Annotated in this window: 10 protein-coding genes; 9 read left to right on the top strand and 1 reads right to left on the bottom strand. The window is 72.4% G+C overall.

Features of this window, described 5'->3' with window-relative positions; genetic code table 11:
- The first annotated feature begins 351 nt into the window (after positions 1-351).
- The 4 genes from DAA34_RS07625 to DAA34_RS07610 are packed head-to-tail and all read left to right on the top strand — an operon-like array spanning position 352 to position 4,776.
- Positions 352-1,659 carry an extracellular solute-binding protein gene (locus DAA34_RS07625; protein ID WP_234354161.1) on the top strand — a complete coding sequence of 436 codons (1,308 nt, stop codon included), beginning with the start codon at positions 352-354 and terminating at the stop codon, positions 1,657-1,659.
- Positions 1,656-2,609: a carbohydrate ABC transporter permease gene (locus tag DAA34_RS07620; protein WP_325027426.1), complete on the top strand. Its 954-nt coding sequence runs from the start codon at positions 1,656-1,658 to the stop codon at positions 2,607-2,609. Before DAA34_RS07625 ends, DAA34_RS07620 begins: the two co-directional genes overlap by 4 nt.
- A gap of 60 nt (positions 2,610-2,669) precedes the next feature.
- Complete coding sequence (locus DAA34_RS07615) at positions 2,670-3,470, top strand: carbohydrate ABC transporter permease (RefSeq protein WP_106819944.1); 801 nt, start codon at positions 2,670-2,672, stop codon at positions 3,468-3,470.
- 40 nt (positions 3,471-3,510) lie between these two features.
- The gene (locus DAA34_RS07610) at positions 3,511-4,776 is read left to right on the top strand and encodes an ABC transporter ATP-binding protein (protein WP_106818311.1); all 1,266 of its coding nucleotides are present in this window, start codon (positions 3,511-3,513) and stop codon (positions 4,774-4,776) included.
- 75 nt (positions 4,777-4,851) lie between these two features.
- Here DAA34_RS07610 and DAA34_RS07605 read toward each other — a convergent pair whose 3' ends face one another.
- On the bottom strand, positions 4,852-5,085 hold the full coding sequence (locus tag DAA34_RS07605) for a DUF3046 domain-containing protein (protein WP_199847440.1): 234 nt from the start codon (positions 5,083-5,085) through the stop codon (positions 4,852-4,854).
- A gap of 40 nt (positions 5,086-5,125) precedes the next feature.
- Between DAA34_RS07605 and DAA34_RS07600 the strand changes: the two genes are divergently transcribed.
- The 5 genes from DAA34_RS07600 to DAA34_RS07580 are packed head-to-tail and all read left to right on the top strand — an operon-like array spanning position 5,126 to position 13,397.
- Positions 5,126-6,151 (top strand): nitrilase-related carbon-nitrogen hydrolase, encoded by a 1,026-nt coding sequence (locus DAA34_RS07600; RefSeq protein ID WP_106818309.1) that lies wholly within the window; start codon positions 5,126-5,128, stop codon positions 6,149-6,151.
- A complete protein-coding gene (locus DAA34_RS07595) occupies positions 6,148-7,194 on the top strand; it encodes an agmatine deiminase family protein (protein ID WP_106818308.1) in 1,047 nt (348 codons plus the stop codon). The genes DAA34_RS07600 and DAA34_RS07595 overlap by 4 nt, the downstream gene beginning before the upstream one ends.
- Before the next feature lie 48 nt (positions 7,195-7,242).
- Positions 7,243-8,148, top strand: coding sequence for an SDR family NAD(P)-dependent oxidoreductase (locus tag DAA34_RS07590; protein WP_106818307.1), 906 nt, complete (start codon positions 7,243-7,245; stop codon positions 8,146-8,148).
- On the top strand, positions 8,145-8,681 hold the full coding sequence (locus tag DAA34_RS07585) for a carboxymuconolactone decarboxylase family protein (RefSeq protein WP_199847439.1): 537 nt from the start codon (positions 8,145-8,147) through the stop codon (positions 8,679-8,681). The genes DAA34_RS07590 and DAA34_RS07585 overlap by 4 nt, the downstream gene beginning before the upstream one ends.
- Positions 8,682-8,729: 48 nt before the next feature.
- On the top strand, positions 8,730-13,397 hold the full coding sequence (locus DAA34_RS07580) for an ATP-dependent helicase (protein ID WP_106818306.1): 4,668 nt from the start codon (positions 8,730-8,732) through the stop codon (positions 13,395-13,397).

The following is a 13,397-nucleotide window of genomic DNA, read 5'->3' as shown; positions in this document are numbered from 1 at the left end:
ATGTGTCGTGTCGGTCGCGCCCACCGGCAACCCGGGTCACGGTCGGGCTCGTCGTGATGTCGGGTCGGACGCTAGGTCGGCCCTCCGACAACGGCCCACGCCGCCGTGAGGCTGTGGACGAGACGTGCCATCGGGGTCGACCTGTGGACGACGATACCCGTACAGATGTTCGATTCGCGTGAGCGCGGCACGCGTGTCGCGCGGCTGCCTCCGCTGAGTTGCAACGGAAACGAGACCCGGCCCCTCGTCGCGCGGGGTTCCCGGCGGTGGCAGGGTGTCACCCTGACGGCGCGGTGCGGCGCCTGCACGGGTCCCTCCTCCGCCGTCGAGGACGAGACGTGAGGAGACCTCGTGACGAGAGCACCCCGGGCCCGCGTGGCCGCAGCGGTCCTTGCCGCCGCCCTCACCGCGACCGGCGCCCTCGCCGGCTGCGGTGCCGGCGGCGGGGGCGACCAGGACGGCGGCAGGCCTACCCTGACCTGGTTCATCAACCCCGACGGCGGCGGTGGCCGCAAGAACGGCGGCGGGCAGGCGCAGATCGCGGTCGAGTGCAGCACCGACCGGTACGACATCGAGGTCCAGCAGCTGCCGAACAGCGCGAGCGACCAGCGCATCCAGCTGCTGCGGCGCCTCGCTGCGGGTGACTCGGGCGTCGATCTCATGAGCATCGACCCGGTGTTCGTCCCCGAGTTCGCCGAGGCCGGATATCTCGCGCCCGTGCCGGAGGACAAGCAGAAGGAGTTCACGCAGGACCGCGTCGACTCCGCCATCGAGTCCAGCCGGTGGAAGGACGAGATGGTCACCGTCCCGTTCTGGGCGAACACGCAGGTCCTCTGGTACCGCAAGGACGTCGCGAAGAGGGCCGGCCTCGACATGACGACGCCGGTGACCTGGGACGAGGTGATCGAGGCCGCCCAGAAGACGGGGACGACGGTCGGCGTCCAGGCAAGCCTCTACGAGGGCTACGTCGTGTGGATCAACGCTCTCGTCTCCGGCGCGGGCGGCAAGATCGTCGAGAACCCCGGGGCCGATGCCGACACCGTGCAGCTCGGCCTGGACAGCGATGAGGGCCGCAAGGCCGCAGCGATCATCCGCAAGGTGTCCGACACCGGCGTCGGCGGCCCGGCGATGGGCTCCTCCCAGGAGACCGAGTCGCTCGCACTCTTCCAGGGCAGGAGCGGTGGCTTCCTCGTCAACTGGCCCTACACCTTCGCGGCCGTCGCGGGCGACAAGAAGCTCGTGAAGAACCTCGGGTGGGCCCGTTACCCGCAGACGGTCCAGGGCAAGGAGTCGGCGCCGCCGTTCGGCGGGATCCAGCTCGGCGTCGGCGCGAACAGCGCCCACCCCGACCTCGCCTACGAGGCGGCCGGGTGCATCACCAACCAGGAGCACCAGACGCTCTACATGCTCAAGACGGGCAACCCGGCCTCGCGCAAGAAGGTCTACGACGACCCGAAGGTGAAGGCGGGCTTCCCGATGGCGGGCCTCATCCGCACCTCTCTCGACGCCGCCGCACCCCGCCCGCAGACCCAGTACTACGGCGACGTCTCGACTGCGATCCAGCAGCGGTTCAGCCCTCCGGACAAGGTCACGGCCGACACCCCCGCGCAGACGCAGACGTTCATCAAGGACGTCATGAAGGGAGAGGCGCTGCTGTGAGCACCGCGATCACCGACACCGCCCCCACCAGCCGGCGCCGGGCACGGCCGGTCCTCTCCGACCGGGCGCGCGCCGAGCGCAACCTCGGCTGGAAGCTGGCCGGACCGGCGTTCGTCATCATGCTGCTGGTGACGATGTGGCCCATCGTCAACGCCCTGTGGCTCTCGCTGTTCCGCTACCGCCTCACCGACCCCGGCAGCAAGGAGTTCGTCGGGATCGACAACTACGTCACGGCGCTGAGCGACCCCGTCTTCTGGGAGGCGCTCAAGGTCACCGCGCTCATCACGCTCGTCACCGTCGTCGTCGAGCTCGTCCTGGGCTTCGCCCTGGCGTGGATCATGAACGCCGTCGTCATCCCCCGCCGGACGCTGCGGACCGTCGTCCTGCTCCCCTACGCGATCATCACCGTCGTCTCGGCGTTCGCCTGGCGGTACGCGTTCGCGGTCGACACCGGCTTCGTCAACCACTGGCTGCACAACCTCACGCTCGGCCGCTGGGACCGGGAGTTCGACTGGTTCGGCGAGCAGACCCCCGCGCTGTTCGCGATCTGCATGTCGGAGATCTGGAAGACGACGCCGTTCATGTCGCTGCTCCTGCTCGCCGGCCTGGCGCAGATCGACGGCGCGATGCTCGAGGCGGCCAAGGTCGACGGGGCCTCGTGGTGGCAGCGCCTGACGCGAGTCATCCTCCCGAACATGAAGCCGGCGATCATGGTCGCCCTCCTGTTCCGCACCCTCGACGCGTTCCGGATCTTCGACAACCCGTACGTCATGACGGGCGGGGCCAACCAGACGCAGACGCTGTCGATGCTCGTGAACAACCAGACGATCAACCGGGTCGAGATCGGCATGGGGTCCGCGCTCGCGGTCATCCTCTTCACGATCGTCCTGGGGATCGCCGCCCTGTTCGTCAAGGGGTTCCGCGTGGACCTCGCCGGTGGAAGGAAGTAAGCCGTGGAGACGACCACGAACAAGGGGAAGTGGGGCTTCGCTGCCATCTCGATCCCCGTGATGATCTGGACGCTGCTGCCGCTGGTGTGGATCTTCGCCCTCTCCCTCAAGCGGGACAGCGCCCTGAGCGACCCGGGCTACAACCGATGGGGCAACTTCTGGCCCGAGGACCCGACGCTGAAGAACTACGAGCTGATCTTCTCCGGTTCGGCGAAGGATCTCTTCGTGCCGGCACTCGTCAACTCGATCGTCGTGTGCCTGATCTCGACGGTCATCTCCGTCGTCCTCGCGACCTTCTGCGCCTACGCCCTGGCCCGGCTGGACTTCCCCGGCAAGCGGATCATCCTCACGACCGCGCTCGCGGTCTCGTTCTTCCCCGTCATCGCGATGGTGACCCCGCTGTTCAACCTGTGGCGCCAGATCGGGCTCTTCGACACGATCCCCGGCCTCATCATCCCCTACCTCGCCCTCACGCTCCCGCTGTCGATCTGGACGCTCACCGCGTTCTTCCAGCAGATCCCGTGGGAGATGGAGCAGGCCGCCCAGGTCGACGGAGCGACGAGCTGGCAGGCCTTCCGCAAGGTCGTCGCACCGCTCGCCGCCCCCGGGGTGTTCACGACCGCGATCATCGCCTTCTTCACGGCCTGGAACGACTTCGTCTTCGCGATCACCCTCACGTCGGAGAACGCCCGGACCGTCCCCGCGGCGCTGTCGTTCTTCACGGGCGCGAGCCAGTTCGTCAAGCCGACGGGGGCGATCTCGGCAGCCGCGGTCGTCGTGACGATCCCCGTCGTCATCCTCGTCCTGCTCTTCCAGCGCCGGATCGTCGCCGGCCTCACCTCGGGTGCCGTCAAGGGCTGAGGCCCTGCACCCCCGACCCCAGCCACCCAGGAGAGAACCGATGTCCACGATCCAGCTGAAGAACATCGTCAAGAAGTACGGCGACGGGTACCCGGCCGTGAACGACGTCAGCCTCGACATCGCCGACGGGGAGTTCATGATCCTCGTCGGCCCGTCGGGCTGCGGGAAGTCCACCCTGCTGCGGATGATCGTCGGCCTCGAGGACATCACCTCGGGCGACCTGCTCATCGACGGCAAGAAGGTCAACCAGCTCGCCCCGCGCGAGCGCAACCTCGCGATGGTCTTCCAGAACTACGCGCTCTACCCCCACCTGTCCGTCTTCGAGAACATCGCGTTCCCGCTGCGCCTGGCCAAGGGACGGATGAGCGACGCCGAGATCAAGACGAAGGTCAATCAGGCCGCCGACATGCTCGAGCTGCGCGAGCACCTCGAGCGCAAGCCGGCGAACCTCTCCGGCGGTCAGCGCCAGCGCGTCGCGATGGGCCGGGCGATCGTCCGCGACGCCGACGCCTTCCTCTTCGACGAGCCGCTGTCGAACCTCGACGCGAAGCTGCGGGGCCAGATGCGCACGGAGATCTCGAAGATGCAGCGGCGGCTCGGCATCACGACGGTGTACGTTACGCACGACCAGACCGAGGCGATGACGCTCGGCGACCGCGTCGCGGTGCTCAAGAAGGGGGTCCTGCAGCAGTGCGCGAGCCCGCGCGAGCTGTACGAGCAGCCGGTCAACCTGTTCGTCGCCGGGTTCATCGGGTCCCCGCCCATGAACTTCCTGCCCGCGACCGTCACGGGCGACCGCCTCCACCTGCCGTTCGGGGAGGTCGAGATCCACGGCCCCAAGGCCGACGCCATCCGTCAGCGGCAGACCGTCATCGCCGGCATCCGCCCGGAGTACTTCAAGGACGCCGAGCTGGGCGAGGAGATCGACAACGGCATGGAGTTCCGGGCGGTCGTCGACCAGACCGAGTGGCTCGGCAACGACCTGTACGCATACATCCCCTACGAGATGGACCCGTCGGTGCAGCGCACGCTCGACGAGCTCGACAAGGAGCTCGACGGCGAGGGCGTGCGACCACAGCTCGTCGTCAACCTCGACTCGCGCTCGCTCGTGTCCGAGGGCGAGGAGGCCCACCTGGTCTTCGACCCGTCGCTCATGCACGTCTTCGACCCCGAGACCGGGGAGTGCCTCACGCGGGACGAGGACCGGGCCGCGCAGATCGCGCGGCGCTCGGAGGACGAGCGGCGTCGCGCCCTCGAGCGGGCCAAGGCCCGTGACGCCCGGGAGCAGGTCCGCGAGAGCGCCTGACCCCTTACCGCGCGCCCGACGCCGGGTGGTGGCACCCGCCACCGCCCGGCGTCGGCGCGCCAGGAACTTTGCGGATCAGTCCGGGCCGGGTGGCAGCGGGGCGCGGTCGATGCCGAGCCGCCGCTCGGGCGGGACGTCGAGGTCGTCGCACAGGGCGAGCCACACGGTGCGCGGTGCGACGCCGGCGACCAGCGCCTCGCCCGCCGTCCGGTCGCCGAGGGCCGACAGGACGTGGTCGCGGACGAGCGTCGAGGCGTAGCTCGCTCCGAACTCGTCCTCGACGAGGGTCTGGAACTCGCTGATCCGCACCACGGCAGTGAACCACGGGGCCTCTGGCACACTGCGCGCTGTGAACCTCATCACTGCCGATGGCGTCCCGCAGTCGTATGCCCGCGTCCACGACACCGGGGCGGCCCCGGTGCGGGTCGCGCTCGTCCAGCACCGCTGGCGGCCCGATCCCGACGAGCTCGAACGGGTGCTCCTCGACGCCATCGGTGCGGCCGCCGCCGCGGGTGCGCGGATCGTCTTCCTCCCGGAGATCACCTTCCTGCGCTACCCGGCCGACGTCCGCCCCGACGGTCGCGCCGCCGACCTGGCCGAGGACCCCGAGACCGGTCGCTCGGTCGCCTTCGCCCGCCGGGCCGCGGCCAAGCACGACGTGCACGTCCACGTCAGCCTCTACGAGCGGGCCGACGTCGCCGAGGGCGTCCCCGACGCAGTGGCCGACGGCCTCGGCTACAACACCGCGGTCGTCGTCGCGCCCGACGGCGACGTGGTCGCCCGGACCCGCAAGACGCACATCCCGATCACCGCCGGGTACTACGAGGACCATTACTTCCGCGCCGGCCCCGCGACCGACGCGTACCCGGTCCACGAGGTCGACCTCGAGGGAGCGCCCCTGCGCCTGGGCCTGCCGACGTGCTGGGACGAGTGGTTCCCGGAGGTCGCCCGGGCCTACTCGCTCGGCGGGGCCCAGGTCCTCTGTTACCCGACGGCGATCGGCTCCGAGCCGGACCACCCCGACTTCGACACGATGCCCCTGTGGCGCCAGGTCATCGTCGGCAACGGCATCGCCAACGGCCTGTTCATGATCGTCCCGAACCGCACGGGTGACGAGGGCATCAACACCTTCTACGGCAGCTCCTTCATCTCCGACCCGTACGGGCGCGTCCTCGTCGAGGCGCCGCGGGACGAGGAGGCGGTCCTCGTGGCCGACCTCGACCTGCCCCAGCGCGAGGACTGGCTCACGCTCTTCCCCTTCCTCGGCACCCGCCGTCCGGACAGCTACGGCGTCCTGGTCGAGCCGGTTCGGGACGAGCATCGGATCGTCGTCGGCGGCGACGAGGTGACCGACTCGACGGACGTCTCGGCATGACGACCTGGCGGATGCCGGCCGAGTGGGACCGGCACGAGCGCACGTGGCTGGCGTGGCCCTCGGCGGGCTACACCCTCGGCGACACCGAGAACGAGGCCGACGAGGCCCGTCGGACGTGGTCGCAGGTCGCCCTCGCGGTGGCTCGCTTCGAGCCGGTGACGGTGGTCGTGGATCCGGGTGCGACGGATGTCGCCCGTACGTGGCTCGCCGACGGCCTCGACGGGGCGACGGCACACCCGGTCTCGCTCCTCGAGGCGCCCCTGGACGATGCGTGGATGCGGGACATCGGTCCGTCGTTCGTCGTCGGGGACGACGGCAGCCTCGGCGCGGTCGACTGGGTGTTCAACGGGTGGGGCGCACAGTCGTGGGCGACGTGGGCCAAGGACGCGGCGATCGCCGAGACGGTCGCCGCGGCAGCAGCTGCGCGGATCGTCGGCTCCCCCATGGTCAACGAGGGCGGCGGCTTCCACGTGGACGGGCGCGGCACGGCGCTCGTCACCCGGACCGTCCAGCTCGACCCCGGCCGCAACCCGCAGATGGACGAGGCCGGGGTCGAGGAGGAGCTCGCCCGGACGATCGGCGTGCGGACGTGCGTGTGGCTCCCCCGCGGCCTGACCCGGGACTACGGCGAGCTCGGCACCCGCGGGCACGTCGACATCGTCGCGTGCTTCACCCCGACCGGCCGGGTCCTCCTGCACTGGCAGGAGGACGAGTCGCACCCCGACCACGCCGTCTGCCGGGAGATCGAGGCCGTGCTCACGGATGCCGCCGACGCGGACGGAAACCCGTTCGAGATCGTGCGGCTCCCCGCACCCCACGCCACCCACGACGACGAGGGCCCGGTCGACTGGTCGTACGTCAACCACCTCGTGTGCAACGGCGGGGTCGTCGCGTGCACGTTCGACGACCCGAACGACGAGCGGGCGCTCGCGGTCCTGCGCGAGGCCTACCCCGACCGAGAGGTCGTCGGGGTCGACGCCCGTCCGCTGTACGCGCGCGGCGGCGGCATCCACTGCATCACCCAGCAGCAACCGGCGACCTGAACTCGAACGGGGCTGCGCTCTTGGTGACCCGTGAGTAACGTCCGCCCCATGAACCCGCGTGCCGTCCTCCGTCCCCGTCGTGCTCCTCGGGACCGCGACCTCGCCTCCCTCGCCGGACAGCGGGTCCTCGTCACCGGCGCGGCGCGCGGGATCGGAGCCGCCGTCGCCGAACGGCTCGCCGCTCACGGCGCGCGCGTCGCCGTCCTCGGCCTCGAGCCCGAGCTCCTCGCGGCGACGGCAGAGCGCGTCGGTGGCCCGTGGCGCGAGTGCGACGTCTCCGACGCCGCGGCCGTCCGGCAGGCCGTCGACGAGCTCGTCGCCGAGCTCGGCGGGCTCGACGTCGTCGTCGCCAATGCCGGGATCGCCCGCCAGATGCCGGTCCTGGGCGGACCCGACGGGATCCTCGAGACGCACCTGCGCGTCAACACCCTCGGCGCGGCGTACACCGTCCGGGCCGCCGATCCGCATCTCACCCGGCCCGGTGGGTACGTCCTGCTCGTCTCCTCGCTCGGTGCGGCCATCCACCTGCCGCTCATGGCCGCGTACTCCGCGAGCAAGGCGGGCGTCGAGGCCATCGGCAACAGCCTGCGGCAGGAGCTGCGTCCCGACGGGGTCGGTGTCGGCGTCGCCTACTTCGCCGAGCTCGACACGGACATGACGAGCCGCGGGTTCGGTACCGAGGCCGGGCACCTGCTCACGGAAGGCAGGCACCCGACCGGGGTCGCCCCCCTGCAGAAGGGCGTCGACGCCGTCATCCGCGGGATCGCCCGGCGGTCGCGCACGGTGACCGCGCCGGGATGGGTGGGCCCGCTGGTCCCGCTGCGCGCGCTCGCCCAGCGGGTCGTCGAGCTCAAGCGGTTCCCCGCGCTCCCCGACGCGCTCGCCCGGGCACGTGAGGAGGTCGTCGACTACACGACCCCGCAACCGACCCACCGTCCGGGCGACCCGTCGTGAGCGCGCGGATCGCGCCGGGCGGGATGCGGGAGACCGGCCCGCTGGCGTGGGCCTTCGCCCGGGTCGCCGGTCGTGTCACCCAGACCGGGCCGCCGGCGATCTTCACCACCCTCGGCCGTGGTCGCGGTCTGTTCTGGGGCTGGCTGCACTTCTCGGCCCGGCTCATGCCGTACGGCGCGCTCGCCCGGCGTGAGTCCGAGCTCGTCATCCTCACCGTCGCGACGGAACGCGGCAACGCCTACGAGACGGCCCACCACCGCGTCCTCGGCCGCCGGGCCGGCCTGACCGCGGACGAGATCGACCTCCTCGTCGGGGGCGACGCCCCGTCGTCGCTGACGCACCGCGAGGCGGTGCTGCGCGAGTGCGCCCTCGAGCTCGTCCGGACGAGGGACCTCGCGGACCCGACCTGGGCCAGGCTGCGCGGGGTGACGAGCGAGCGGGAGTCGCTGGAGCTCGTCATGCTCGTCGGCCAGTACGACTCGCTCGCGACCACCCTCGACGTCCTGCGGATCGCCCCGGACGAGCGCCGCTGACCTGCACCGCGCCAGGTTGACGGGCGGAGGTGGCACCCTAGTCCGACCATGCCCGCAGCGAACGAGGTCCTCGACCGCTTCTCCCCCGCCACCCGGGCGTGGTTCGAGAGCAGCTTCGCCGCACCCACCCCGGCGCAGGAGGGCGCGTGGCGCGCCATCAGCTCCGGCAGCCACGCGCTCGTGGTCGCGCCCACCGGGTCGGGCAAGACCCTCTCGGCCTTCCTCTGGGCCCTCGACCGGCTCGCGAGCGCGTCGGCCCCGGAAGATCCGCTCGCCCGGTGCCGGGTCCTCTACGTCTCGCCGCTCAAGGCCCTCGCGGTCGACGTCGAGCGCAACCTCCGCTCCCCGCTCGTCGGCATCGGTCACGCCGCCGACCGTCTCGGTCTGCCGGCACCGGACGTCACCGTGTCCATCCGCTCGGGAGACACGCCGGCCGCCGACCGACGCGCCTTCGCCAAGGCGCCGAGCGACGTCCTCATCACCACCCCCGAGAGCCTGTTCCTCCTGCTCACCTCGCAGGCGCGCGAGTCCCTGCGTGGCGTCGAGACGGTGATCGTCGACGAGATCCACGCCCTCGCCGGGACCAAGCGCGGCGCCCACCTCGCGCTGTCCCTCGAGCGGCTCGACGCGATGCTCGAGCGACCGACGCAGCGGATCGGCCTGTCCGCGACGGTCCGCCCCATCGAGGAGGTCGCCCGCTACCTCGCCGGAGGCCGGCCGGTGGAGACGATCCGGCCGCCGTCGACGAAGGAGTGGGATCTCGACGTCGTCGTGCCCGTGCCCGACCTCGCGGACCTCGGGGACACCACGGGCGACCTGTCCGGCGCCGCCGCGGGCGAGCTGCCGCGCGCGTCGATCTGGCCGCACGTCGAGGAACGGATCGTCGACCTCGTCGCGCAGCAGCGCTCGACCCTCGTCTTCGTCAACTCCCGCCGGCTCGCCGAGCGCCTCACGACCCGGCTCAACGAGATCTGGGCCGAGCGGACGGCGCCGGACCCCGAGGCCGAGACCGACGCCCGCGACCCGGTGGCCGCGGTCCTCGCCCGCGCGCACCACGGGTCGGTGAGCAAGGACCAGCGCGCCGAGATCGAGGAGGCCCTGAAGTCGGGGCGGCTGCCGTGCGTCGTCGCGACGAGCAGCCTCGAGCTCGGGATCGACATGGGCGCGATCGACCTCGTCATCCAGATCGAGTCGCCGCCGTCGGTGGCCTCAGGGCTGCAGCGCGTCGGCCGCGCGGGCCACCAGGTCGGGGCGGTGAGCCGCGGCGTCGTCATGCCGAAGTTCCGCGGCGACCTCGTCCAGTCGGCCGTCGTCGTCGAGCGGATGCGCAGCGGCGACATCGAGTCGATCGCGGTCCCGACCAACCCCCTCGACGTCCTGGCCCAGCACGTCGTCGCGATGTGCGCGATGGACGACTGGGGGCTCGACGACCTCGAGGGACTCGTCCGGCGCGCCGCTCCGTGGGCGTCCCTGCCGACCCCGCTGCTCCACGCGACGCTCGACATGCTCGCAGGCCGGTACCCCTCGGACGAGTTCGCCGAGCTGCGCCCGCGCATCGTCTGGGACCGCGTCACCGGCACCCTCAGCGGGCGCCGGGGGGCCCAGCGCCTCGCCGTGACCAGCGGCGGCACGATCCCCGACCGCGGCCTCTACGGCGTCTTCCTCGCCGGTGAGGGCACCGGGCGGCGGGTCGGCGAGCTCGACGAGGAGATGGTCTACGAGTCGCGCGTCGGGGACGTCTTCACCCTCGGCACGAGCTCGTGGCGGATCGAGGACATCACCCACGACCGCGTCCTCGTCTCGCCCGCACCGGGGCAGCCCGGCAAGCTCCCGTTCTGGCACGGCGACCAGCTCGGCCGCCGCGCGGAGCTCGGCGCGGCGCTCGGCGCGTTCGTCCGCGAGGTCGCCGCCGCACCGCAGGCCCGTGCCCGGGACCGGGTGCGCGCCGCGGGCCTGGACGAGTGGGCCACCGACAACCTCCTGTCCTACCTCGGCGAGCAGAAGGAGGCCACGCGGCACGTCCCGGACGACCGGACGATCGTCGTCGAGCGCTTCCGCGACGAGATCGGCGACTGGCGCGTCGCGATCCACTCCCCGTTCGGCGGGCAGGTCCACGCCCCGTGGGCGCTGGCGATCTCGGCGCGGATGCGGGAGCGCTTCGGCATCGACGTCCAGGCGATGCACGGGGACGATGGGATCGTCCTGCGGCTGCCCGACATGGAGTGGGACGAGGACCGCGCGGGAGCGGTCGGGGCCGAGGTCCTCGAGGTCGTCCGGCTCGACCCCGCCGAGGTCCACGACCTCGTCACCGACCAGGTCGGCGGGTCGGCCCTCTTCGCCAGCCGGTTCCGCGAGTGCGCCGCGCGGGCGCTGCTGCTCCCCCGCCGTCGGCCGGACCGCCGCCAGCCGCTGTGGCAGCAGCGGCAGCGGGCCACGCAGCTGCTCGAGGTGGCCAGCCGGTTCGCCTCGTTCCCGATCATCCTCGAGACCGTCCGCGAGGTGATGCAGGACGTCTTCGACGTGCCGGCACTCGTCGCCCTCATGGAACGGATCGCGTCGCGGGAGGTGCAGCTCGTCGACGTCGAGTCCGCACAGCCCTCCCCCTTCGCGCGGTCGCTCATGTTCGGGTACGTCGCCCAGTTCCTCTACGAGGGCGACACCCCCCTGGCCGAGCGGCGCGCGGCCGCGCTGTCGCTCGACCCCGGCTTGCTGGCCGACCTTCTGGGCCGGGGCGGGCAGCTGTCGCTCGCCGATCTCCTCGACGTCGAGGCGGTCGAGAGGACTGCGGCCGAGCTGCAGCGCCTCGTCCCGGAGCGTGCGGCCCGGGATTCCGAGGACGTCGTCGACCTGCTGCGGGTGCTCGGACCGTTGCCCGTGGGTGGCGTCGCCGCGCGGAGCGTCGAGGGGATCGACGAGTCGGCCGCGGCCGAGCTGCTGGCGGGGCTCGCCGAGCAGCGCCGGGTGATCGAGGTGGGGATCGGCGGGGAGCGCCGGTGGGCCGTCGTCGAGGACGCCGCCCGACTGCGCGACGCCCTGGGTGTCTCGCTCCCACCCGGCCTGCCCGACGTCTTTCTCGAGCCCGTCGAGGACCCCCTGGGTGACCTCGTCGCGCGGTTCGCCCGAACGCACGTCCCGTTCGCCGTCGCCGACCTCGCCCGTTGGTGGGGCGTCGGCGAGGCGGTCGCCCGGGACGCCCTGCGCCGGCTGGAGCAGTCCGGGCGGATCGTCGAGGGGGACCTCCTTCCCGCCGCGTGCGGGGGCCACGGCGGGGAGTTCTGCGACGCCGAGGTCCTGCGTACGCTGCGTCGCCGCTCCCTCGCCGCCCTGCGCCACGAGGTCGAGCCTGTCCCGCAGCGCGAGCTCGCCCGCTTCCTGCCCGCGTGGCAGGGGGTCGTCGCCCCCTCGACCCCGGCACCCCTGCGCGGGCACGACGGCCTGCTCCGGGTGGTCGAGCAGCTGGCCGGCGCCCGCCTGCCCGCGAGCGCGCTCGAGACCCTCGTCCTGCCCACGCGGCTGCGCGACTACGCCCCTGCGCTCCTCGACGAGGCCATGGCGACCGGCGAGGTGCTGTGGGCGGGCGCCGGATCGCTCCCCGGTGACGACGGCTGGATCAGCCTGCACCTCGCCGACACCGCTCCCCTGACCCTCGCCAGTCCCGACCTCGACGACCTCGACGAGACCGGCACGCTCCTGCTCGGCGCCCTGGACAACGGGGGTGCCTTCCCGTTCCGGCGGCTGCTCGAGCTCGTCCGAGCCGACCACGAGAGCGCCACGGACGACGCCGTGGCCGACGTGCTCTGGGGCCTCGTGTGGCGCGGCGCCGTCACCGGGGACTCGCTCGTCGGCCTGCGCGCCCTCACGTCGACCGGTCGCACCGCGCACAGGAGCACGAGGAAGCCCACCGCGCGGACGCGGTACGGCGGCCGCGCCTCGCTCGGTGCCCGCCGACCCGTGCTCGGCACCGCGCCGATCCCGACGGCCGGGCCGCCCCGGGTCGCCGGTCGTTGGCTGCGGCTGCCCGATCTCGAGCCGGACCCGACCGTGCGGGCGCACGCGCTCGCCGAGGGCCTGCTCGACCGGCACGGTGTCGTCACCCGCCCCGCCGTGGTCGCCGAGGAGGTCAGCGGCGGATTCTCGGCCGTCTACCGGGTGCTCGCGGCGGCCGAGGAGGCCGGGCACGTCCGGCGTGGGTACTTCGTCGAGTCCCTCGGGGCCTCCCAGTTCGCGACGACCGGGGCGGTCGACCGGCTCCGGGCTGCCGGCCGCGCGGCACCGGCCCCCGAGCCCGATCCGTGGTCGAGCACACCGGCTGCGACCGGACCGACCACCCCGGAGGCGCTCGTCCTCGCCGCGACCGACCCCGCCAACCCCTTCGGCGCGGCGCTGCCGTGGCCCGCGCGCGCGGAGACGTCGGAGGGGACGAAGGGGCACCAGCCCGGCAGGAAGGCCGGCGCGCTCGTCGTCCTCGTCGACGGCGCGCTCGTCCTCTACGTCGAGCGCGGCGGACGGACCTTCCTCTCGTGGTCCGAGGACGGCGACGTGCTCTCGTCCGCTGCCAAGGGCCTGGCCGCCGCCGTCCAGCGCGGCGCGCTCGGACGCCTCACGGTGGAGAAGGCGGACGGGGATCGGTTGCTCGGTTCGAACCACCCGCTCGTCACCGCGCTCCAGGACGCCGGTTTCCACATGACCCCGCGTGGTCTGCGCCTGCGGAGGTGA

The sequence above is a fragment of the Janibacter massiliensis genome (assembly GCF_900289115.1).
Taxonomy (GTDB): domain Bacteria; phylum Actinomycetota; class Actinomycetes; order Actinomycetales; family Dermatophilaceae; genus Janibacter_A; species Janibacter_A massiliensis.
This window is presented reverse-complemented; position numbering and strand designations above follow the sequence as displayed.

What these genes read in the sequence shown, in the direction of transcription:
- DAA34_RS07610 (WP_106818311.1), top strand. Translation starts at nt 3,511, where the DNA reads ATGTCCACGATCCAGCTGAAGAACATCGTCAAGAAGTACGGCGACGGG.
- DAA34_RS07590 (WP_106818307.1), top strand. Translation starts at nt 7,243, where the DNA reads ATGAACCCGCGTGCCGTCCTCCGTCCCCGTCGTGCTCCTCGGGACCGC.
- DAA34_RS07595 (WP_106818308.1), top strand. Translation starts at nt 6,148, where the DNA reads ATGACGACCTGGCGGATGCCGGCCGAGTGGGACCGGCACGAGCGCACG.
- DAA34_RS07580 (WP_106818306.1), top strand. Translation starts at nt 8,730, where the DNA reads ATGCCCGCAGCGAACGAGGTCCTCGACCGCTTCTCCCCCGCCACCCGG.
- DAA34_RS07615 (WP_106819944.1), top strand. Translation starts at nt 2,670, where the DNA reads ATGATCTGGACGCTGCTGCCGCTGGTGTGGATCTTCGCCCTCTCCCTC.